Origin of the sequence: Exiguobacterium sp. KJ 601 (assembly GCF_027161185.1) — a bacterium.
Classification (GTDB): Bacteria; Bacillota; Bacilli; order Exiguobacteriales; family Exiguobacteriaceae; genus Exiguobacterium; species Exiguobacterium profundum.
This window is the reverse complement of the sequence record NZ_JADHZG010000001.1, coordinates 951,335-974,787: the sequence shown is the minus strand read 5'-3', so window position 1 is coordinate 974,787 and position 23,453 is coordinate 951,335. Positions and strand designations below refer to the sequence as shown.

At 45.8% G+C, this 23,453-nt stretch carries 20 protein-coding genes and 2 tRNA genes; 6 read left to right on the top strand and 16 right to left on the bottom strand.

The window, feature by feature from the left end; genetic code table 11:
* From pstC to IRJ25_RS04890, 8 genes are all read right to left on the bottom strand, one after another.
* On the bottom strand, positions 1–945 hold the full coding sequence (gene pstC, locus IRJ25_RS04925; RefSeq protein WP_031423281.1) for a phosphate ABC transporter permease subunit PstC: 945 nt from the start codon (positions 943–945) through the stop codon (positions 1–3).
* Between the two features lie 83 nt (positions 946–1,028).
* Complete coding sequence (locus tag IRJ25_RS04920; protein ID WP_269317854.1) at positions 1,029–1,967, bottom strand: PstS family phosphate ABC transporter substrate-binding protein; 939 nt, start codon at positions 1,965–1,967, stop codon at positions 1,029–1,031.
* Positions 1,968–2,120: 153 nt separating this feature from the next.
* Positions 2,121–4,184 carry a peptidoglycan D,D-transpeptidase FtsI family protein gene (locus tag IRJ25_RS04915; RefSeq protein ID WP_269317853.1) on the bottom strand — a complete coding sequence of 688 codons (2,064 nt, stop codon included), beginning with the start codon at positions 4,182–4,184 and terminating at the stop codon, positions 2,121–2,123.
* Between the two features lie 157 nt (positions 4,185–4,341).
* On the bottom strand, positions 4,342–4,950 hold the full coding sequence (locus IRJ25_RS04910) for a superoxide dismutase (protein ID WP_074033338.1): 609 nt from the start codon (positions 4,948–4,950) through the stop codon (positions 4,342–4,344).
* A gap of 84 nt (positions 4,951–5,034) precedes the next feature.
* On the bottom strand, positions 5,035–6,507 hold the full coding sequence (locus tag IRJ25_RS04905; RefSeq protein ID WP_196430863.1) for an alpha-amylase: 1,473 nt from the start codon (positions 6,505–6,507) through the stop codon (positions 5,035–5,037).
* Positions 6,508–6,620: 113 nt separating this feature from the next.
* Positions 6,621–6,694 (bottom strand) — tRNA-Ile (locus tag IRJ25_RS04900).
* A 7-nt stretch (positions 6,695–6,701) separates the two neighbouring features.
* A tRNA-Met gene (locus IRJ25_RS04895) sits at positions 6,702–6,775 on the bottom strand.
* Between the two features lie 107 nt (positions 6,776–6,882).
* Complete coding sequence (locus tag IRJ25_RS04890) at positions 6,883–8,526, bottom strand: Na/Pi cotransporter family protein (protein WP_214781476.1); 1,644 nt, start codon at positions 8,524–8,526, stop codon at positions 6,883–6,885.
* A 180-nt stretch (positions 8,527–8,706) separates the two neighbouring features.
* Here IRJ25_RS04890 and IRJ25_RS04885 point away from each other — a divergent pair, with 180 nt between their 5' ends.
* Positions 8,707–9,147, top strand: a complete 441-nt coding sequence (locus tag IRJ25_RS04885; protein WP_214690751.1) for a hypothetical protein — start codon at positions 8,707–8,709, stop codon at positions 9,145–9,147.
* A 34-nt stretch (positions 9,148–9,181) separates the two neighbouring features.
* On the opposite strand, the gene IRJ25_RS04880 is transcribed toward IRJ25_RS04885, so the two are convergent.
* Positions 9,182–10,876 carry a methyl-accepting chemotaxis protein gene (locus IRJ25_RS04880; protein ID WP_251131653.1) on the bottom strand — a complete coding sequence of 565 codons (1,695 nt, stop codon included), beginning with the start codon at positions 10,874–10,876 and terminating at the stop codon, positions 9,182–9,184.
* A 219-nt stretch (positions 10,877–11,095) separates the two neighbouring features.
* Here IRJ25_RS04880 and ispG point away from each other — a divergent pair, with 219 nt between their 5' ends.
* Positions 11,096–12,217: a flavodoxin-dependent (E)-4-hydroxy-3-methylbut-2-enyl-diphosphate synthase gene (gene ispG / locus IRJ25_RS04875; protein ID WP_012726622.1), complete on the top strand. Its 1,122-nt coding sequence runs from the start codon at positions 11,096–11,098 to the stop codon at positions 12,215–12,217.
* 75 nt (positions 12,218–12,292) lie between these two features.
* Positions 12,293–12,877 carry a hypothetical protein gene (locus tag IRJ25_RS04870; protein ID WP_214690750.1) on the top strand — a complete coding sequence of 195 codons (585 nt, stop codon included), beginning with the start codon at positions 12,293–12,295 and terminating at the stop codon, positions 12,875–12,877.
* Between the two features lie 31 nt (positions 12,878–12,908).
* On the opposite strand, the gene IRJ25_RS04865 is transcribed toward IRJ25_RS04870, so the two are convergent.
* From IRJ25_RS04865 to IRJ25_RS04850, 4 genes are read right to left on the bottom strand one after another with little or no spacing between them, the layout of a single operon-like run.
* Positions 12,909–14,297 carry an NAD(P)H-hydrate dehydratase gene (locus IRJ25_RS04865; protein ID WP_264092637.1) on the bottom strand — a complete coding sequence of 463 codons (1,389 nt, stop codon included), beginning with the start codon at positions 14,295–14,297 and terminating at the stop codon, positions 12,909–12,911.
* Between the two features lie 35 nt (positions 14,298–14,332).
* Entirely contained in the window at positions 14,333–14,758 is a 426-nt protein-coding gene (locus IRJ25_RS04860; RefSeq protein WP_012726625.1) for a Fur family transcriptional regulator, read from the bottom strand.
* A complete protein-coding gene (locus IRJ25_RS04855) occupies positions 14,751–15,608 on the bottom strand; it encodes a metal ABC transporter permease (RefSeq protein WP_214781480.1) in 858 nt (285 codons plus the stop codon). The genes IRJ25_RS04860 and IRJ25_RS04855 overlap by 8 nt, the downstream gene beginning before the upstream one ends.
* On the bottom strand, positions 15,605–16,366 hold the full coding sequence (locus tag IRJ25_RS04850; protein ID WP_074036635.1) for a metal ABC transporter ATP-binding protein: 762 nt from the start codon (positions 16,364–16,366) through the stop codon (positions 15,605–15,607). Before IRJ25_RS04850 ends, IRJ25_RS04855 begins: the two co-directional genes overlap by 4 nt.
* A 185-nt stretch (positions 16,367–16,551) precedes the next feature.
* On the opposite strand from IRJ25_RS04850, the gene IRJ25_RS04845 reads away from it, so the two are divergent.
* The 3 genes from IRJ25_RS04845 (at position 16,552) to IRJ25_RS04835 (ending at position 20,511) form a co-directional block, all read left to right on the top strand.
* The gene (locus IRJ25_RS04845) at positions 16,552–18,081 is read left to right on the top strand and encodes a Ppx/GppA family phosphatase (RefSeq protein WP_214781482.1); all 1,530 of its coding nucleotides are present in this window, start codon (positions 16,552–16,554) and stop codon (positions 18,079–18,081) included.
* A 2-nt stretch (positions 18,082–18,083) separates the two neighbouring features.
* Positions 18,084–20,249 carry an RNA degradosome polyphosphate kinase gene (locus tag IRJ25_RS04840; RefSeq protein ID WP_159562489.1) on the top strand — a complete coding sequence of 722 codons (2,166 nt, stop codon included), beginning with the start codon at positions 18,084–18,086 and terminating at the stop codon, positions 20,247–20,249.
* 91 nt (positions 20,250–20,340) lie between these two features.
* Positions 20,341–20,511 (top strand): DUF1427 family protein, encoded by a 171-nt coding sequence (locus IRJ25_RS04835; RefSeq protein WP_012726630.1) that lies wholly within the window; start codon positions 20,341–20,343, stop codon positions 20,509–20,511.
* Between the two features lie 37 nt (positions 20,512–20,548).
* Here the strand turns inward: IRJ25_RS04835 and IRJ25_RS04830 are convergent, their stop codons facing one another.
* From IRJ25_RS04830 to IRJ25_RS04820, 3 genes are all read right to left on the bottom strand, one after another.
* Positions 20,549–21,118: a hypothetical protein gene (locus IRJ25_RS04830; protein WP_264092639.1), complete on the bottom strand. Its 570-nt coding sequence runs from the start codon at positions 21,116–21,118 to the stop codon at positions 20,549–20,551.
* A 3-nt stretch (positions 21,119–21,121) separates the two neighbouring features.
* Entirely contained in the window at positions 21,122–22,024 is a 903-nt protein-coding gene (locus tag IRJ25_RS04825) for a deoxyribonuclease IV (protein WP_214781487.1), read from the bottom strand.
* A gap of 81 nt (positions 22,025–22,105) precedes the next feature.
* Positions 22,106–23,449 carry a DEAD/DEAH box helicase gene (locus IRJ25_RS04820; protein WP_012726633.1) on the bottom strand — a complete coding sequence of 448 codons (1,344 nt, stop codon included), beginning with the start codon at positions 23,447–23,449 and terminating at the stop codon, positions 22,106–22,108.
* Between the last annotated feature and the right edge of the window lie 4 nt (positions 23,450–23,453).

Here is a 23,453-nt window from a genome sequence, read left to right as displayed (position 1 = left end):
TTAGTACTCCTCTCTGAAGCGGCGCGTCACCCAGTTTGCGAGCAAGTTCATCAATAGAGTAAAGACGAACAACAACGCACCGACCGCATAGATACTGTAATATTCGATTGTGCCGTAACCTGCATCACCTTTTGCGATTTGAACGATATATGCTGTCATCGTCTGAATCGCATTGAGCGGATTGAACTCGAAGTTCGGCTGTGAACCACCAGCAATCGTTACAATCATCGTCTCCCCAATCGCACGGCTCATACCGAGAACGATAGAGGCAATGATCCCAGACGTCGCTGCAGGCATGACAACTTTCGTCGCCACTTCAAGACGTGTCGCACCTAAACCGAGCGCACCGTCCCGAATTTTCTTCGGAACAGCACTCATTGCATCCTCAGAAATCGAGGCAATCATCGGAATAATCATAATCCCGACGACAATCCCCGGGCTTAGTGCATTGTAAATTTGAAGTCCTGGGATGAGTGCTTGCAAAATCGGTGTAATGAATGACAAGGCGAAGAAACCGAATACGATCGTCGGCACACCGGCCAACACTTCTAGAATTGGTTTCAACACACGTCGTGCCCGTTCAGAGGCGTATTCACTTAAATAAATCGCAGACGCCAAACCGAGCGGAACGGCTACAATCATCGCAATCACAGTAATTTGGAGTGTTCCCATCACAAGGGCCCATACCCCGAAGCGCTGATCTGCGCTAAGCGGGTACCATTCTGTCGATCCTAAAAATTCTGCGACAGGGACTCGTTCAAAGAACTTAAATAGCTCAAAGCCTAATGTGAACGCAATACCAATGGTCGTGACGACCGATACGAATGCGCTCAAGAATAATAAGAACGGCATGATTTTATCAAACACGTTCGTCGTACTATATTTCTTTTGTTTATTTTGTTGAATCATCTCTCGAATCGAAAGCTTATTGTTCGGTTCATTCATCTCGTGTATCGCTCCCTACCTCTTCATACTAGAAAGCATGGCGAGAAGGCGAGACCGTGTCTCACCTTCTGCCACCTATCATCTTATTCTCCAGCGATTTCGTCGATCATCTTCATGTTTTCGTCGTAACGGCCTTGTTCCATTTTCACGTAACCGACTTCTTCAGAAAGATCGGCAGCGTTTTCGTTCATGAAGCGTGCGAAGTCCGCAACTTGCTCTTTGTCTTTCAACGAAGCGTTGTTGACGTACGTGTAGATTTCACGTGAGAGCGGGTAAGATAAATCGTTAATTGTGTCATGTGTCGGCTCAACGCCCTCAACATTTAATGCACGAAGTGTGTCTTTGTTCTCAAGGTAATACGCGAATCCAAAGAATCCGATTGCTCCTTCTGTTCCGGCTACACCTGTGACGAGGACGTTGTCATCCTCAGACAATTGCGCATCTTGACGAATATCTGTTTCATTCAATACTTTTTCGTCGAAGAAATCGTAAGTACCTGAGTCTTTACCTGGTGCGAAGAATGAGATCTCCTCATCTGGCCAGTCTGATCGAACGTCTTTCCACGTCTTGACGCTCGTGTCCGTCCACATCTTATTCAATTCTTCAATCGTGATATCTTGTGCCCAATCGTTCGCTGGGTTTACAACGAGCGAAAGTCCATCAAGTGCAACCGAGAGTTGCGTGAATTCCACACCGTTTTTCTCAGCTTCGGCTGCTTCTTCTTCTTTGATTTCACGTGATGCGTTCGAGAAGTCTGTCTCTCCCGTCACGAAACGTTTGAAGCCACCACCCGTACCAGAGACACCGACTGTCACTTCAACTTCTGGTTGTTCAGCTGAATATTCTTCTGCGACTGCTTCCATGATTGGGAATACAGTTGATGATCCGTCCATGACGACTTTTCCTGAGAGCGCATCGCCGCCTTCAGCAGCGCCACCTTCTTCATTGTTCCCACAAGCAGCACCTACGAGTGCGACTGAAGTGATTGAAGCGAGTAAAGCTGATTTTTTCATCCAAGACATTTGTGACGTCCTCCTTGAGTTTGCTTTGATTTTTGTTGTGGATTTGTTGTTCTGTCCTACAATTAATATCCTAATGAACTTCTATTAACGAGAAATAAACGGAACGTAAAAGAATTGTAAAGACAAAAAAAGAAGTCACCGAAGTGACTTCTTTTACTGAAGCATTGCATTGACGTCTTCTAGATTAAAGTAAGCTTTCATGATGTCGTGCGCGACACGCGTATTGATTCCTTCCGCCTCAAGTCCAGGCATGATGATCGCCCAAGCGATTTCCGGGTCATCGAACGGTGCCCAACCGACATGGTTTGAGTTCAATGTCTTGATCGGTTCTCCGTTCGCATTTCGTTTCGCCTGACCGTCTGCGCCCTCCGCAATCGCTTGGGCAGTTCCGGTTTTACCTGCAGCCGTCATACCGGTCTCCTGTAAAATGCGAGACGAACCGGAAGAAGATTCAACCCCTTGACGATACCCTTCACGGACCCGCTCGATATATTCATCCTGGATATCGACTTTATTCAACGCATTCGGTTGGAACGTGCTCACGACTTGCTTATTGTTCTCATCAAGCGAACCCGGCTCAATGATTTCTTTCAGCAAGTGTGGTTGTACACGATAGCCACCGTTCGCCAATGCTGACGTATATTGCGCCAATTGAATCGGAGTATAAGAAATATACTGTCCGATCGACATATCCATCAGAAGCGTGACGCGGTCCGGGATGCTACGGAATCCGGTCGACTCAAACGGCAAGTCGATCCCTGTTTCGATTCCGAGACCGAATTGTTTATAGTAGTGTTCCATCGTTTCGAACGCCTGCGTGACATTTTCTCCGACAATTTGACCTGTCGAGTAATAATCAGCCAGACGCAAAGCAATTTGGAACATATAGATATTCGATGACATCGCGAGCGCATCTAAGTCGTTGATGTTCCCCATATTCCGGTAGGAAGCTTTCACTGACGAACCAATCCGAATCGGAGCATCATAAATATATTCTCCCGGTTTCACGACGCCTTCTTCGAATCCATAGGCGACCGTCGCCCCTTTGATGGTTGATCCGATTTGGCTGGCACGAAGCACCGTTCCGGTCGATACATCCTTGAATTCGTTCGTTTCCAAATCGAGTTCTTGTCCAGATAAGGCGAGCAATTCACCCGTTTGTGGATTCATGACGACAGCGAATGCTCGGTCGAAATGAGGACTTCCAGAGCGCCCTGCGCGAATCGCCTTTTTCAAGATCTCATCGATTTCTTTTTGGAACTCGATGTCGGTCGATAAGACGATGTCTTTCCCTGGATTCCCACTCACTCGTGTCGGTTCACCGACCGGCTCCCCTTTATACGTCGTGAACACATCATAGGCCGGCGTTCCCCGAAGGACGTCTTCATACTGTTGTTCCAAGTAGGAGGTACCAACCCGATCGTTCAACCCGTAACCCTTCGCCTGATAAGATGCACGTTGTTCCGCCGGAATTTGACGATAACTTCCTAGGAAACTCTTGAACGTCTCATCATACGGATAATCCCGTTGATAGTAAGGTTCGACACTCACTCCAGGCAACTGCTCTAAGTTCTCTTCGATGACCGCCATCTCTTTCGGGCTTGCACCGATTTTGATGACCTGTGGGTCGAGTGCATAGCCACTCTCCATATTGTGTTTAATGGCGATGATTTCTTCTGTCGCATCATCAAACGTGATCTCTTCTTCGGTGATTGAATCAAGTAAAAGCCGGTCCACGTCTTGGTTAGACAATGCGGCTCGCTCCTCTTCCGATAATTCTTCCAATAACGCTTGAGTCCGTTCTTGCGCCAATTCCGGATTCGTTGCAATCCAGTAATCCTTTCGGTCTCGCTCCGTCATTTTACGGTCTTCTTTTGGAATGTCGACGATTTCCGCCAATTTTTTCGCGACGTCTAAACGTTCATCCGTCTTTGTCACTTGAGAGCGGCGATACATGACCGAGTAGTTTGAAATCGTATCCGCCAGCACTTGACCGTTCCGGTCGTAGATTTTACCTCGCGGCACTTCATATTTGATTTTACTCGACTCCGTTTTCTGTACTTCCCGAGCAATCAGTTCACCATTCACGATTTGTACGACACCCAATCGAAAAATGAGGGTCGCAAATAGAATGAAGACGATGAAAAATAGTAAATTTAAGCGTAACGGTAAGTGGTTTCGCCGTTTTTTCGGCACTTTTACCCGATTTTTTGCCAAGTCCGTTTACTCCCTCCACGTTCATTTCCTTCTATATTATAGAGGACAGGAATCCCTGTCTTTTTGTCCGAATTTCACTATATCATAATTTGTTTACAAATTAATGAAAACCACAAAAAAACCCGAGATTCGTATAAGAACCCCGGGTAAGACCAGTTTATTTTGCGTCAGCGTATAATTTCGCCACATAATCCCAATCGATGACATGGAAGAATGCGTTGATATAGTCAGGACGACGATTTTGGTAGTTCAAGTAGTAAGCATGTTCCCATACATCAAGACCGAGGATTGGCGTAACACCCTCCATGATTGGTGAGTCTTGGTTTGGTGTAGACGTGACTTCGAGTTTCCCGTTCTTCACGACGAGCCAAGCCCATCCTGAACCGAAACGAGTCGTTGCAGCTTTCGTGAATTCGTCTTTGAACGCATCAAAGCTACCGAACGACTCATCGATTGCAGCAGCGAGATCGCCAGACGGTGTGCCGTTCTCATTTTTCTTCAAGAGCTTCCAGAAGAACGAGTGGTTCCAATGACCGCCACCGTTGTTGCGGACAGCTGTTTGAATGTCAGCAGGAAGCGAATCGATTTTTTGAAGCAAGTCTTCGAGTGAAGAGTACTCCACATCTTTTCCTTCGAGTGCATTGTTTACGTTTGTGACGTAAGTGTTGTGGTGTTTCGTGTGGTGGATTTCCATCGTGCGTGCATCAATGTGTGGTTCGAGTGCATCATATGCGTAATCAAGTTGTGGTAATTCAAATTTAGCCATTACTAAAATCCCCCTTAAAAGTGTTTTGAACAACGTTCGTCTTAAATGTAACAGATATGTGACGGTCGACTCAATTGTAATGCTTTATTCGACATCTTCTTCTGGCAATGCCCAAACTGAAATCGACCCCGCCGACACTTTAAATACCCCAAATCCTTCTTCATCAATCTCAATTCGATCATTCAATGTATTCGTTAAATCGACCCATGTTTCACCGGCACGTTCTTCCCCGACAAACATTCTCTTTTCAGATTCATCAGAAGTTGAAATGAGGACGGCACATCCGGAACGTTCGATTTCCTCCACACCTTTTCGTACCCACCCGATGACGTTTGCATCATCAAAGTAATCATCCTGCTCCCCGTACGCTTTCTCTCGGCGCGCATATAGGAGCGTATCAATGGCGAGCTTCATCCCATCAGTCGGGTGAGGACCGTCTATACCGTAGTAATCGCCATAGAAGACACATGGATAACCATCTTTACGAAGTAAGACAAGACCATAGGCGATTTGCTTGAACCAATCTTTCACCCATGACTCAAGCGCCTCCTCGGGTTGTGAATCGTGATTATCTACGAACGTCACGGAATGAAGCGGGTGTGACTGAACGAGCGTATCATCAAAAATGGTTCGCATGTCAAACGCGGCCCCTTCCTCCGAGGCTTGATGTAATTTGTAATGGAGCGGGACATCGAATAAATCGACATGGTAATCGATATTATCGAGAAATTCACGACAGGCATCAAGGTCAGATTTCCAAAACTCGCCGACAAAATAGAATTGGTCACCTTTCTCTTCCCGCATCGTCTGACTGAACTCTTTTACAAAGTCATAGTTGATGTGTTTAATGGCGTCAAGACGGAATCCATCACATTTCGTCTCCTCGATGAACCATTTCCCCCAATTCAACACTTCTTCACGCACATCGGGATGGTGGTAATCGATGTTCGCAAACATTAAATAGTCATAGACACCGAATTCATCGTCGACGTTATCATTCCATCTTTTGTTTTCTCCAACAATAAAGAAAATACCGGAACGATCAGTCGCCGCATCATAATCCGTTCCGTTAAAGTGCGTGAAGTCCCATTTGAATGAAGAGTATTTCCCATCACGAGCTTCGTAATCAAATTTTGTCCATCCCTCGATTTCGAACGCTTCATCTGAAAGGACTTTCGTACGGTCGTCGGGATCTACTTCTAACACTTCAAACTTCTCGGTCGCATCCGCCCCGGCTTTATGGTTCATGACGACATCCATATAAATCTGCATCCCGAGTTCTTGTTGGCAATAGGCTGTCGCTTCAAGTAGTTCTTTTTTCGTACCGTATTTCGTGGCAATCGATCCTTTTTGATCGAACTCACCCAAATCATATAAGTCATAGATTCCATAACCGGTATCTTGATCACTTTGCCCTTTTGTGACAGGTGGTAGCCAAAGTGCAGTGATTCCTGCTTTGTTTAAGTCGGCTGCTCTCTCTTTTAGTCGCTTCCAATGCTTTTGATCTGCCTCGACATGCCATTCAAAAAATTGCATCATGGTGTGGTTTCGTTCCATTTTGTCCGCCTCATTTCATATTTTTCAAAAAACAAAATGCTAACGAGTATTTACCCAGCAATTTTAGATTGAAAACAAAAAAGCGACGTTCACATTGTGACGTCGCTTACGAATGGACCCTGTAGGACTTGAACCTACGACCGGACGGTTATGAGCCGTCTGCTCTAACCAGCTGAGCTAAGGGTCCTTATAAATAGCGGCGGAGGGAGTCGAACCCACGACCTCACGGGTATGAACCGTACGCTCTAGCCAGCTGAGCTACACCGCCATGTTGTTATACAGTAATAATATACTGAATATGTCTTGGAGTGTCAAGGAGTATTCCTTGCCGAATAAGAAAAAGCACCCCAAATTTCATTTGGAGTGCTTCTGATTTTATACGGTTACTTCGTTTGCATCTTCAAGTGTGATTTCCGTGATGTTCATAGCATGGTCACCGATTCGCTCCAAGTTCGAGAGCATATCGACGAAGAACATACCTGCTTGTCCATCGCAAGCACCTGTGTTCAAACGAACGACGTGGTTCTTACGGAATTGACGCTCGAGCATGTCGAGTTTCGCTTCCATTTCAATGACTTTACGTGCTTCAATCATGTCGCCGCTCCCCAACGTTTGAAGAGATTTCTCTAACGTCGCACGTGTGAGGTCGTACATTTCAGTCAATTCTTTTTGTGCATCTGCCGAAAGCGTCACTTTCGTAGCTGTCTTATAATCAATCAACTCGATGATGTTCTCAACGTGATCACCGATTCGCTCGATATCGTTGATGGCATGCATGAGTGTTTTGTGTTCTTGTGATTCTTGTTCTGTCAAATCAACGGCAGCCAATTTCACGAGGTAATCTGTAATTTTCGCATTCAACGAGTTCAATGCTTCTTCGATATGTGCCGACTTTTCAGCGTGCTTCTTGTCGCCAGTCGTCAAATAGTTGCGTGCTTCATCGAGACCGAGTTTTGCGAAATCTCCCATGCGGATGACTTCGTATTTCGCTTGCTCGACTGCAATCGAAGGTGACTGTTGAATGAAGATCGGGTCTAAATGTTGTGCTTTCGTATCGACGATTGAGTCTTCACCTGGGACCAATTTCGTCACAATCCAAGCAATCGTTCCGATGAACCAGAACTGGATCAATGTGTTGACGACGTTAAACGTACCGTGTGCAAATGCGATTTGCATCTTATCCTCAATCGCCAAGAGATCTGTGATCCAATAGATATAGTTTGTGAACGGAACTAATAAGATCATAAAGATTGTCGTACCAATCAAGTTAAAGATGACGTGTGCCGCTGCTGCACGACGTGCGGCAACTGATGCACCAATCGATGCCAAAATCGCTGTGATCGTTGTTCCGATGTTATCACCGAACAATACCGGTAAAGCAGCACCTAAATCGATGGAACCACCAGCATATAGTTCTTGCAAGATTCCAATCGTCGCAGACGATGATTGAACAATCACGGTAAATACTGTACCAACGATGACACCGAGGAACGGATTGTCACTCATTGATTGCGTCAAGTCGATGAAATATTCGCTTGAACGAAGTGGTTTCATCCCACTTCCCATCAATTCAAGTCCATAGAACAACATCCCGAAGCCAAAGAAGATTTGACCGAGGTGTTGTAATTTTTCTTTTTTAAAGAAGAACAATAATACTGCACCGATTGCAATAATCGGGAGCGCGTACTCACCGACATCGAATCCGATGATGAACGCCGTCACCGTCGTCCCGATATTCGCCCCCATGATGACCCCGATTGCTTGACGGAGTGTCATGAACCCGGCGCTAACAAGTCCGACCGTAATGACGGTTGTACCTGAAGATGATTGAATCAATACAGTAACGATAATCCCGGCGAGTACACCGAGGAATGGATTCGTTGTATACTTATCAAGGATGTCTCGCAGGCGATTCCCTGCAGACTTTTGGAGTCCGTCTCCCATCGATTTGATCCCGAAGAGGAAGATCCCTAGACCTCCAAAAAACATGAATAACATTTCTTGCAAATTGTATTCCACGATTTTTGTACTCCTTTTAATTAAGAATTGGTTGGATTTGCTTGGTTTTTAATGCCCTACTCATTATGCCTTCATCGGCAGTATCATGTAAACACGTTTAATGTAAAAGTTTTATTAAAACACTGTACCACTTCATGCATCTTATTGACTTCTGTAATATAACAGATTGGAGTTTTTAGTATGTTGTCCACTATTTTGACGTTCCTCCGAACAAGTCTTGTCCCATCTAAGCAAGTATTGCGTCTTCGTTTAGCCCCGCTCCATGCTTATATGGGAGCCACTCTCGTGTTGACGCTTCTGATCACTGTCTTGGACTTTATTGTGATTCGTCCTGATTTTTTCGTTCCGATGTGGCTATTCTTACACGGATTCGCCATTTTCTTTTTCTATTTACTTTGGGTCGCCATCATGGCTTTATATGTTCAGTTGGTTACAAAAGTCTACTCGAAAAACATGTGGGCCTACCGTCAAGCTTGGCCATATGCCGTGGCGATGACATTCGTCCCTACCGTTATATTAGTGGTGTTGTACCACATGAACCCGTCTCTTATATGGATTGGTTTCATCATTGGACTCGGATATATCACCTACCCTTTAACGAAAGTGCCAAAAAAAAAATAACGACAAGCGTCTTCGTAAACGCTTGTCGTTATTTTTATGCCGGAGAAAGTTCCTCGAGCGTCTGATTCAATGCTTCACTTTGGTCACTCAAGTCAGTACCTGCAGACTGTAAGGCAGACTGCACATTGGACCATCGTTCGACACCGTCGTTCAGCTCGAATAACTTTCGTTCGAGTAACGAACTGATTTCTCGCAACCGCTCATTCGATTCGATTAATTGCAAGAGCTGTCTCCCCGTATGTGACGTTTGATCCGAGATGGACTGAAACTCATCTAACTGAACTTTGATTTCATGGTCGATTGTTCCGATTCCAATCTCTACTCGATAAACAGCATCTTTTAATAGATGCACTTCTTTGATAAAGTCATTGACTTCAAACAACAGGTCCTTTCGTTCTTCGTTCAATGCTTCGATTGCATCTACCGCGAGAAGTGTCGCTTCATTCGTCATTTTTGCTAACTTCCCAACTTCATTGGCAACAACAGCAAATCCTTTACCATGTTCTCCTGCGCGGGCTGCCTCAATCGATGCGTTAAGCGACAACATCTTCGTAGCTGTCGACACCGATAGGATACTCTTTAGCGCCTCATCCGCTTTTGAAGAGTTCGACTCACTCTCTTCAAGCTTTTGTTGAATACTCTCCACTTGTTGCTCAACATAATCACTCGCCTCTTTCACAGAATAGAACGTTTCAAGTTCTTCATGTAATATGGATTTCAGTCGATTGCCACGGTCGTCCACACTCGAAATTTGATGTTCCAGCATTTCGATTTGTTGTGTCACTTCTCTCATTTTGAATGTAGAATCGCTTGTCACCGACTGATATGAATGACTCGTATGTTCTACCGTAACCGCAACTTCACGGAATTGTTCAACCTGATGATGGCTGTTCATCAGTTCTTGTTGGAAGATTGGAAGACTTTGATGAAATGCACTCGCTGTCTTCCCCATCATATCCATGGACTGATTCCATAATTGAATGAACGTGTTGAACTCGGTTTCGAGTATATGGATTTCTTTGGATTTCGCTCCAAGTGCCACGTCATCGAAACGACGCGTTTCAACGGCACGGCGCAATGAATGGGCCAATACACTCAACGGTTTGACTTCACGATGAATCAATCGCGAAAAGAGGATGGCCATCCCAATCATCGCAATGAATAAAATGAACGTGATATATTTTCGCAGTTCAGTCATTGGACCAAGCGCAGATTCTTTCGTGACAACGAGAACGTAATCTGCTTTTAGCTCAGGGATCGAGACCGATGCCATTAGTAAACCATCTTTCTCTTCTACTTCAGATGTTGTCGTTTGTGAAACTTTCCCTACAATCTGCTCTGTTTTCATTCCTTTTGACCCACTCAATTGCTCAACAGACTCTCCACGTACTAAAAATTGCGCTGCTTCAAAATCATCTCCCGATAGAATAGAAGCTTGTTGCATATAAGTAGATTTTAATGACCGGTTGAGTTGCTTCTCGTTTGCTACATATGCACTGTACGACGTCTTCACCGATTCTCGCATGACCGTAACTTCTCGCATAAGGCGCTGCTCGATTTCTGCGGACAATAGTTGTTCAGACTTTAGGGCGAACCAGCTAAACGTCACGATAAAGACAAGTAATATGATTGGCATGAGCGTCCATTGGAGGCGGTGCCCTATTTTAAAATGACGATTTAGTCGAGCGTTTCGTCCCGTACCCTTCATTTGATTTCGCTTGAAATTCATCTTCACGTTAAGCCACCTCTTTTTCTAATCTCGCCTATATATCGGTCTTGAGACGGTGGAAAATTATGAAGTAGATGTTAAGATAGCGTTAGAGTTTGTAAAGAGCACACATCCGTCACGCATCCTAGATGCTTTTTCACATTCTTTTCGTTATGATAATGAAGAAACCTTATCATCTTAAATCGATTGGATTCTTTCCAAAAGAAGGAGATTACGTATATGTCAGAAATTTTGCATCGTTCATTAACACGTCCGGTCCGCGTCGGTAACTTGATTATCGGAGGATCGAACGAAGTCATTATTCAATCTATGACCACTACGAAAACGCATGACGTCGAGGCAACAGTTGCCGAAATCAAGCGTCTTGAGGAAGCTGGTTGCCAAGTCGTTCGCGTGGCTTGTCCAGACGAACGTGCAGCTGACGCACTTGCAGAAATTAAGAGCCGCATCAATATCCCGCTCGTCGTCGACATCCACTTCGACTACAAGCTTGCTTTAAAAGCCATTGAAAGTGGCGTCGATAAAATCCGGATTAACCCGGGTAACATCGGTCGTCGTGAGAAAGTAGAGGCCGTCGTCAATGCGGCGAAAGCAAAAGGGATTCCAATTCGAATCGGTGTCAACGCCGGATCATTAGAAAAACAATTCCTTGAAAAGTATGGATATCCGACCGCGCAAGGTATGGTCGAGAGTGCGATGCACCACGTGAAGATTCTCGAGGATCTCGGCTTCTATAACACGATCATCTCGCTCAAAGCTTCAGACGTAAACCTTGCACTCGAAGCCTACACACTCGCTGCGAAGACGTTTGATTATCCTCTTCACGTCGGCATCACAGAGTCAGGTCCACTCTTCTCCGGTTCACTTAAATCGGCTGCAGGACTCGGTGCGATTCTCTCTCTTGGAATCGGTTCAACAGTTCGAGTTTCACTTTCAGACGACCCGGTTGAGGAAGTAAAAGTTGCGAAAGAAGTGCTCAAGTCATTTGGACTTGCAGCAAATGCCGCGACTTTGATCTCTTGTCCAACATGTGGACGAATTGAAATCGATTTGATTTCGATTGCAAAAGAGGTAGAAGAATACATCCAAAACATCAACGTCAACATTAAAGTTGCCGTTCTCGGATGTGCGGTAAACGGTCCTGGTGAGGCTCGTGAAGCGGACATCGGAATCGCAGGCGCACGTAATGAAGGACTTCTCTTCCGTCACGGAAAGATCATCCGTAAAGTGCCTGAGGCGACGATGGTCGAAGAATTGAAAAAAGAAATCGATGCGATCGCTGCTGAAAAAATGGCGGAACGTGAGCGCGAAGAACAAGAGCTCGCAAACCAATCAAATTAATGAATCTCATGCCCGTACGGTTGCAACCGTACGGGTTTTTGATAGAATAGAGGGCATGTGAGGAGGAGTGATGAGATGCGAATCGGCATTGATTTGGATGGAACCGTTACAGATCCTAAAAGTTGTTTTATATATATGAATGAATCACTCGGCTATTCGATTGACTATCATCGTGCGACCGAGTACGAGTTGCACACGTATACGACGATGGAGCAACATGAATTTTGGAAGTTTATGATTGAAGAGGGGCATGAAGAAGCGATTTACCGTCGTTCACTTCCGCACTCTGATGTGTTGGATGTGTTATGGGAATTAAAGCAGCAACATCACCTGCATTACGTCACCGCCCGAAGTGAGGCGGTTCGACCAGTTACCGAAGAATGGATCAAACAGCATCGTTTGCCGCTTGATTCGTTGGTCATGACCGGTTCTCACGATAAAATCAATGTCGTCAAAGACTTGTCACTCGAACTGTTTATGGAAGACCGGTATGAGAATGCCATCTCGATTCATGAAGAAACGTCAATTCCAGTACTCCTATTCGACGCACCCTATAATCGTAAGACGTTACCTGAAGGCGTAACTCGCATTTCGACATGGCGTGAGGCGTATCACCATGTCGCGCAATTGGAGAAACAAATCGTTCTACAGCAACGTTAAAAGGCAAGCCCGACACAATCGGGCTTGCCTTTTAAATTCGTCCGAGCTCTTCGATTATATCGCTTGCGAGTACACTTGCGGGGTGTATACTCTGGCTAATCGACTTGGCAGCGAGCGCATGCCATAGCACCGCTTGCTCGTTCGGTGCCGAAGGCTTTTTTCTTCTAGCCCATAGCGCAAGGAGGATTCCGGTCAACACGTCCCCACTTCCACCTTTCGCTAACGCCGATGCTTCAACGGTATTGACGGCACCTGTTCCGTCAGGTGTAACGATGATCGTATACGTTCCTTTTAAAATCAAATGGACTCGGTGTTGCTTCGCGAACTCACAAGCGATGGAAAACCGATCTGCCTCGATCTCTTCAACCGATTTTCCGGTCAATCTTGAAAATTCACCTGGATGCGGTGTCAGCGTAAGCGGCCCCCGGGTTTCCAATCGTTTCGTCGATAGTGCCCCAGCGTCCAAGATGACAGGACAAGACTGCTGTTTTGCGTATTGCCAAATGAGATTCAACGCTTCCCCTTCGACCATACCGGGACCGATGGCAAGTGCATCGTACGGTTGTTCCACCACATCGGTGTGTTGCTGATACATCGCTTCAGGTAATGTTGAGATGAGCGGGCTCGCTTCGCGTGGAATGGATAGACGCAATAAGCCAATGCCAGAACGAGTTGCAGCACGACCACCCAAGAATGGTGCACCGAGAAAATGACGACTCCCTCCGATGAGCATCCCATGTCCATATGTCGTCTTATGGCTGAATTGATCGCGCTCCAAAAGAGATCGGTCAAAGTCAGCGTCGGTCAACACCTTCCAATCGGATGTATGCGGGAGTCCGATATCAACCCGTTCCACTTTGCCATAGAATGGAGCCGTCCGATTTAAGAATGTCGAACGCTTGAAACCGTGTAACGAATACGTATATGTCGCCCGAATTGCCATGTCATCAAAGTCTCGAGTGTGATCACTCGGTACGCCTGACGGTACGTCAATCGAGATGACCGGCGTCGATTGACGATTCACCCATTCAATCACTTCCCGCGCGTGACCAGTCACGGGACCGGACAATCCGACACCGAACAAGGCATCAATGATGACATCTGTTTCAATCGGCCGCTCCACAAGGTGAAGAAATGCGGAGGCGTAGGAAGCGTGTATTGCAGCCGCCTCAGACTTACTTTTCCCTAACGGTGACCATACGCTGACCTCATGCCCTCTCATAGCAAGCTCTCGAGCGACGACCCAACCGTCCCCACCGTTGTTGCCCGTCCCACAAATCACCAAAATGGTAGACTGCGAATCGATTCGAATGTGAGGCACAATCGCCGAGGCCGCTCGCTCCATCAACACCTCTTCGGGCATCCCATTTTGAATCGCTGTGCGATCAATCTGCTTGATTTCAGCAGCTGTATAGATCATCTAACCTCCCCCTTCGATACAAAAAAGGGATTGAATCAAATCAATCCCTTTTGCTTACATTCTTTACAATACCCATATATCTCAAATTTATGATCGACCACTTCAAATTCAGGGTCGAGCGCCTCTACAAAGCGCATCGGACATAAATCGAGCAGTTTCGTCTTTCCACAGCTCCGACAAATCAAATGATGATGGTGATGTGCCGCACTGCAGGTGACTCGAAAGGATTTCTCACCATCGAGTTCCGTCGCTTCAAGTAATCCTTCCTCCGCAAACGACTTCAAATTTCGATACACCGTGTCAAAACTCATCGTCGGATGTTTGTCTCGCATGTACTCGAGTACTTCCTTCGCACTGATATATCGATCTTCTTCAGAGAGATAAGCATACATTTCAAGACGTTTCGGCGTCACTTTTAAAGAAGATGCACGAAGACGGTTCAATTGTTCAGTCTCATTCATGTTGTACCTCCTTTTTCTTGAAACTCATGACTTTCTCAAGTGCCATGACGGCTGCTAAAATACTGACCGCAATCAATACGATGACACCGCCTGGAGCGACATCGAGATCATACGCAAGGACGAGCCCACCGATTGTCGCGACCTCTCCGAAGATGATGGACCAGAGAATGGTCTGTTTGAAGCTCGATGTAAAGCGTAGCGCCGCTGCGACGGGTAACGTAATCAAGCTTGATACGAGAAGCGTTCCGACAATTCGCATGCTAACGGCAATCACAAGCGCTACGATGAACATGAATAACATATGAAGCATCGTACTCGGTAATCCCGACACTTTTGCCTGTTCTTCATCAAACGACAAGAACAACAACTGCTTATAGAAGATAAAGATCACAAGAAACGTCAAGACGGCCACACTGACGATCAATGTGATGTCCGATTGACTCACGGCAGAGATCGATCCAAACAAGAGCGTGGACAAGTCGACCGAGAATCCTCGCGATAGCGAGATGAAGATGGCACTGAGTCCCATTCCCGCGGACATCATGATCGGAATGGATAGCTCCTGGAAGTGCACATATTTCCCTCGAAGCCAGTTGAGCCCTAACGCCGCCAATACAGAGATGAGCGTTCCCATATATAAGGGGTTGAGATCAGCGAATAGAGCGATATATTGTCCGAGAAATAAACTGAATGAAATTCCGGCAAGCGTCATGTGTGACAATGCATCGGCAATCAAGCTCATCCGTCTCACCACGATGAATGAACCGATGAGCGGTGCGGTAAACCCGATCACAAGTGCTGCAATGAACGCATAACGTAAAAAACTATATGTCCAAAGATCCGTGATCATGTCGTTCCCTCGTGAACAAGTACTTTAACAGGATAAGGTTTGATGGACGATGCGAGTTCTCCGAGCTCGCTGTATTCTCTCAATCCACAATTACATGCCAATCGTCCGCGGTCGAGATGGACGACTTTCGTGACAAGATCGGTCACCACGTTTAAATCGTGGGTGACGAGGACGAACGTACAAGTCGTATGTTCACGAAGCATATGCAAGACTTCATAAAAATCTTGTAAGTGTTTTTGGTCCACACCGACGGTCGGCTCATCGAGAATCAATAGATCAGGCTGGTTGACCATCGCCCGAGCGATAAAGACACGCTGTTGTTGTCCTCCGGATAAATCTCCAATTTTCCGATGACGAAATTGCCACATGTTGACCGTTTGTAACGCATTTTGAATCGCTGCCTGGTCTTCCATTTTTAAACGTTTGAATAAACCGAGACGTCCATATCTACCCATCGCGACTACTTCTTCGACGGTAACCGGGAAGCCCGAGTTAAAGGAAGCCGCTTTTTGGGAAACGTAACTGATACGAGACTTATCTTTAAACTGCGAAATGGGCTTACCGAACAATTCGACCGACCCTTGCTGTGGGTTCAGTAATCCAAGAATGGTTCGAATCAAAGTCGACTTCCCAGAACCGTTTTCTCCGACGATTGCGACAAAGTCCCCTTGCCGAATATCAATCGATACGTTTTGTAAGGCCGGTGTCCCATCATAGAAATAAGACACCTCGTTTAATTTGACGACAGATGTAGTCATCTAATCCCTTCTCTCATATGTTAAATCGTAATCATTTCTACTTTCTAGGCGTTTGTATTATACAGAATATCACGCACACCTTCAAGCAAGACCGGTTTCACTTAGTCAAATGTGAAAATTCACGTAAATCGTATGTTCGTTCAAAACCTTGTCGATTACACTAGTATTATGAAGGGGATGGTTTTATGGAAAAGAAACTGGCAGTTATTGATATCGGATCCAACTCGATTCGAAACGTCATCTTCGAAGTGAACGAGGAAGGACAATACTTTGAACGGTTAAATGTGAAAGAAGTCGCGCGATTGTCCAGCCATATTAGTGATGCGAATGAGATGACTGAAGAAGGGATCGCTTCGCTCATCGATACGTTGCGTCACTTTAAAGAGTTGAACGACCATCATCACGTTACCGATGTGCTCCCAGTGGCGACGGCAGCCATTCGAAACGCAAATAACTCAGATGAGATTTTGCAGAATGTCAAACAATCTACAGGGATGACCATCCGCCTGTTGAGCGATTACGAAGAAGCCTTTTACGGATATTCGGCCATCGTCAACTCCACCTATGTGGAAGATGGATATTCCGTCGATATTGGTGGGGGATCAATGGAAGTCACATACTTTCAGAACCGAGAGCTCGTCTTTTATCACAGTTTTCCGTTCGGTGCCGTGACGTTAACGAAAGAATTTATGAAAGATGAGACGATGACGAAAGACGAGCGGAAAGCGTTGACCGCATACTTAAAGAAGGCATTCAAAGAAATTGAATGGCTCGAACCTCATGGTGTCCCACTTGTCGGTGTCGGTGGGACGGCTCGTAACTTAGTCCGGGTCGAACAGACCATATCGAACTTCCCGCTTGAAGGAATCCATCAGTATACGATTTCTGCTGAACAGTTAGAGGGCGTCATAGATGAACTCGTCGGAATGTCGAGCAAACAACTCGGACGTTTGGATGGGCTGTCAAAAGACCGGGTCGACATCATCGCGCCTGCCGTGACAGCAATCGGCGAACTCGCTAAATATTTGAAAGTACCTGAGTTCACGATGAGTAACAATGGACTCCGTGAAGGTCTCTTCTATGAAAACTATTTACATGAGCATGATAAAGTTCGTTTTGCCGATGTGAAAGAAGAAAGTTTTCGTCATTTTGAAAAACAATACGACGTGAACCCGACTCGTCATCAACATCTCATCCGATTGGCTAGACAGTTGTATACCGGATTAATTGAAGTGAAGGCGATTAAACCGAAACCATTTGAGCCTGGTCTTCTTGAAGGTGCCTGCCGCCTTGCCTATGTCGGTGAATATATCGATCACAACAATAAAAGTGACCACACGTTCCATCTGATTACCACAAACGATTTCAAAGGACTAAACAACGAGGATCGACTCGCTCTTGCCCTCGTCACATCCTTCAAATCAAAACGAGTATTGGAACAACATATCGAGGCTTTCCCGAAATGGTTTGATCAAAAGTTATTGAAGAGTTTGGAGTTGCTCGGGTCGATTGTGAAACTCGTCGATGCCCTCGACTTGACGGAGCGTCAGATCGTGACGGACATCCATGTTGCTAGTACAAAGGACGGTCTCACACTTACGCTAGATACGAATGGTTCTGCACGTTTTGAGTTGCAGCGAAGCACTCGCCATAAAAAGCATTTAGAACGCGCAATTGATCAATCGATTGAGATTGTCTTGAGCGAGGAGGAGTAACCATGTCCGAATATACGAATGAACATTTTAACAACCGTGAACTCAGCTGGCTCGACTTTAACGAGCGTGTCCTCGAGGAGGCGATGGATGAACGAAATCCATTGATGGAACGATTGAAATTTTTGGCGATTTTCAGTTCTAACCTTGATGAATTTTATATGGTACGAGTCGGTGGATTGAAAGATGAGGTCCTCGCCGGGTTCAATCGTCCGGAAGACAAGACGGGCCTCACTCCAAAACAGCAGATCAAGTCCATTTCGATGCGAGCGCAAGAACTCGTCGAGACACAATATGCGACATATAAAAAAATCACGAAACAGCTATCGAATCAGCACGTTCGCTTCTTACGGACGAAACATTTGAACAAGACCCAACAAGACTTCGTGAAAGAGTACTTTCGAACGCACGTATTCCCCGTCCTGACACCGATTGCAGTCGATGCCTATCGTCCGTTCCCAATGCTCTTATCCAAGTCACTGAACATTGCTGTCGAGATTGCCTCGAATGGCGAAGGAAAAAAACGACTCGCCCTCGTTCAAGTGCCATCCGTTCTTCCGCGGTATCTGGAACTACCTACTGATGATGAAGAACATACCGATTTGATTTTACTTGAGGATTTGATCATTCAATTCATCGACTCACTCTTCAAAGGATTTGTCGTCGAGTCCACGATGCCATTCCGAATTACGCGGAACGCGGACATGCCGTTTCACGAAGAGGGCAGTCGTGACGTCTTGAAACAAATCGAAAAAGAATTGAAGAAGAGAAGATATGGGGTTGCCATCCGACTCGAGGTACAGCAACGATCGTTACGAAAAGAACTGTTGTTCATGCTACAAGACGTCCTTGACTTACATGACCGGGATATCTTTATTGTCGACGGTCCGATCGACTTGACCTTCCTGTTTGGGATCTACAATCAGATCGGGATGGAATATGATGACATGATCAATGAAACGTTGATCCCATTTATCCCAGAAGGTCTTGAATCGGGCAAAGATTTATTCCAAAGTATCGCTAAACAGGATTATCTGCTCCATCACCCGTATCATTCATTCGATCCAATCGTCCGTTTTATCGTTCAAGCCGCCAAAGACCCGAACGTCTTGGCAATCAAGCAGACACTCTATCGCGTCTCCGGGGACTCTCCCATCATCAAAGCCTTGACTGATGCAGCCGAGAGCGGAAAACAAGTCACTGTCCTCGTCGAACTAAAAGCACGTTTTGATGAAGAAAAAAACATTCAATGGGCGAAGCAACTTGAGAAAGCCGGAGCTCACGTCATCTACGGCTATAAAGAACTGAAGACACACTCAAAAATCACCCTCGTCGTTCGCATTCTAGAAGGTGGTGTGTTGCAACGGTTCATTCATCTTGGTACCGGTAACTATAACGATTCGACCGCCAAGCTATACACAGACATTGGGCTCCTCACGACAAATGAAGAACTCGCTGAAGATGCAACGAACTTTTTCAACTGGTTATCCGGTTATGGGGAACGACCATCTTGGCATCAGTTCGAGACGTCGCCTGACGACATGAAAGACTTCTTCTTGAATAAAATCGATGATGAGATCAAACTGCATGAAAAGTACGGCAACGGTCGCATCGTCGCTAAGATGAACTCGATCACGGACCGGGCCATCATCACAAAATTGTATGATGCTTCGTCCGCGGGAGTGAAAATCGATTTGATTGTCCGAGGCATTTGTTGCTTACGACCGGGAATTAAAGGGGTTTCTGAAAACATCAAGGTCATCTCGATCATCGACCGATATCTCGAACATTCCCGAATCTTTTATTTTTACCAAAATGGAAAAGAAGACTTGTACTGTTCCTCTGCGGACTGGATGACACGAAATATGAAAAAACGGATTGAGATACTCTTCCCTATCTTGAACGCATCACATAAAACATACATCAAAGATATGATGGCCCTTCAACTCGTCGATAATGTGAAAGCAAGAAGACAACGTTCTGACGGCCGCTATGTGTATGTGAAACGTGAGAGCAACCAGGAAGAGATTCAATCCCAAATTATCATCCATCAGTACACAGGTGGTCGCTGGAACAATATACCTAGCGTATTCGAACGAGAACCGTCAAATTGGGCGGAACGTGAAGTTCTCCGCCTTCGGGCAGAGAATGAGAAAATGACAGATGACTGATGTTAGACTTCTCAAATAGAGAAACTCGTTGTATAATAAATTCGATTCAGTTATTATGAAGCGCTTTCATTTAGAGATGGAGGAATTATTTATGCAGGAGATTTTACTATCATTACTAGCCGGCTTGATTTGTGGTGCCATCTTCACTGCACTCAAACTGCCACTCCCTGCCCCACCGGTATTACCAGGAGTTGTTGGGATTTTCGGGGTGTTCCTCGGAATGAAGGTTTATCAATTTGCTGTAGCGAACTGGCCATTCTAATAAAAGATGCCCTCGAAAAAAGGGCATCTTTTATTATTTAGTCTAGTGTATGAATGGCTTTATGACAGGTCGGACAAACCCAGATGCCACGTTCCTCTGTCAAGTGATACTCAATCAAGTGATACGCCTCTTTCCCAAATCGTTCAGCTAGGTCTACATGACAGCTCGCACAAGTCGTCACATGAGACTTTGGTGCTAAGAGTTTTTCTCGAAACAAGTGAGCCTCATATGACTCTTTCGTCCATTTAGACGATGGTACATAATAGCCGTCATTCCATTTTTTTCGAATCGATTCGTACGGTTCATCTACCTCATACATCCCCACTTGCAATAACGGATGATGAAAATGTAGTTGCAACAGATCGACTAAGGAATACAGTTGTACCCCTTCCTGTTTCTCTCCTAGCCAATAAGGATCGTCTGGTCGCCCAATCATCTCTTCAAGTAAAACCTCTGCTTCCGCCACGATGCCATGCCCCATCACTTCGATAAATGCTGTCGGTGTCGTCACGGACCCGTTTACATAAACCGGACTTTGTTCAAGAAAATAAGTCGGGAATGCGTTCCAGACATCATATCGCTTTGGATCGACTTGTAGGACGTTCATCGTTTATTGATGAGCGAGCGTGAATCGTTCACGCCATTCGGCATCAAATTGATTGGCACGGAACATTTCAATCTCTTGTTTATATGGAGCGACTTTCGTTTTTTCGCTAATCGGGATATATGGCGTCTCTAGGATTTTCGGTAGATGCGCAAATGCCTCGTGATGAATGACACGATTCAATGTATCAAACCCGATCTCTCCGTAGCCGATGTTTTCATGACGGTCTTTTTTCGCACCGCGCACGTTCTTCGAATCATTTACATGAATGACTCCGAGACGGTCGAGTCCGACGATTCGATCGAATTGTTCGATGACGCCGTCTAAATCACCAACTAAGTCATATCCGGCATCGTGGACGTGACACGTATCAAAGCAAACTGAGAGTCGATCATTGTGCGTCACGCCATCAATGATCGTCGCAAGCTCTTCAAACGTCTTACCAAGTTCGCTTCCTTTCCCTGCCATCGTCTCCAATGCAATCTTCACTTTTTCATCACCCGTCAACACTTCATTCAATCCTTCGATGATTCGAGCGAGACCGATTTCTTCTCCCGCTCCGACATGAGCGCCCGGGTGAAGAACGACGTGGCGAGCCACTTGGAGTGCTTCTGCCCGCTTTAATTCCTGAGTTAAGAAAGAGACGGCCAATTCAAACGTCTCAGGTTTCGTCGTATTCCCGAGATTGATGATATATGGAGCGTGAACAACAATCTCTTCGATGTCATGTGCGGCCATATGTTTGAGTGCTGCCTCAATATTTAAATCTTCAATGGGTTTACGGCGTGTGTTTTGGGGCGCACCTGTATACACCATCATCGTATTCGCCCCGTAAGAGACAGCCTCTTCACTCCCTGCTAACAACATCTTTTTACCTGATACCGAAACGTGTGAACCTATTTTTAACATCCTCATCTTCCCTTCATCATCTTCTATCTCTAGTGTACACAAAAAGAAGAACCGACTCCAAGAAGTCGATTCTCCCAAACATTATCGTTTATTTTTCTTACGTGCTGCACGGCGATCCGAGCGTTGCTGTTGCATATGCTCACGTGATGCCGTCTCTTTCAACTTATACTTGAATTTCTTCTTATAGCCAGGCTTGACTTTCTTCTTCGCCTTCTTGATTTCACCGGCCATCCGACTATGAGCCGTGTGTGAGACCTTCATCTTACGGTCTGTTTGGCGACGACGACGTGTCTTGATCGGTTGAATCGAACCGTTGCGCAAGTCCACATGAGTGAATTCGAACCCACGTTCTTCAAGTCTGTTGATCGGTCCATTCTCATGGTCCTCATATAGTGTGTACGCCTCACCTGACGCGCCCGCACGTCCCGTACGACCGACACGGTGTGTATAGAAATCAAGATCTTTCGGAATCCCATGGTTGATGACGTGAGAGACTCCTGAAATATCGATACCGCGAGCCGCTAAATCCGTAGCAATCACATACTGATATTTCGCATCATTGATGTCCTTGATAGCTTGTTTGCGGCGACGTGCCTGCATGTCACCATGCAACGTACCGACGTTTAGACCTGCTTCGCGGAACGACGTCTCCAACTCATCTGCCTCTTGTTTCGTATTGGTGAACACGAGACAAACGAATGGATTGATTGCTTTCGCAATTTCGACAGTCAATTCTTTACGGTCACGGTGACGTACTGGAATCACGTGGTGCTTGATTTTTGGTGCGACGCGATGTTCTGGACTCGCCTCTGCAAAGCGTGGGTCATGAAGGTACTTCTTCAAGAACGGTTCAAGGTTCTCAGGAATCGTCGCTGAGAAGACCATCGTTTGCAGTTTTTCAGGAAGCGCCTGTGCGATGCGGTCGACCTCGGGCAAGAATCCCATATCGAGCATTTGATCGGCTTCATCGACGACAAAGTGTGTCACTTTGTGCGGGAATAACGCCTGTGCTTTCATGAGATCAAGGATTCGTCCCGGTGTCCCGATGATTAACTGTGGCGGATTTTTCATCTTATCGATTTGACGTTCGCGGTCTGTCCCTCCGACAATCAAACTCGATTTGATGTAATCTGGGTTTTTAATAAGAATCGATTTCAATTCTTCATGAATCTGCCAAGCGAGTTCGCGTGTCGGTGCGACGACGATTGCTTGAACTGAAGCATCTTCTGGATTGATCGCTTCAACGATCGGTAACAAGAACGCAAGTGTTTTACCCGTTCCTGTCTGTGATTTTCCAATAATATCTCGACCATTCAAGGCAGCCGGAATAATCCGGGCTTGTATATCGGTCGGTTTCGTAATGCGCTTTTCTGTTAACGCATCAACCATAAACGGTAGCAATTTGAACTGTTGGAAGCTGTTCAATCGA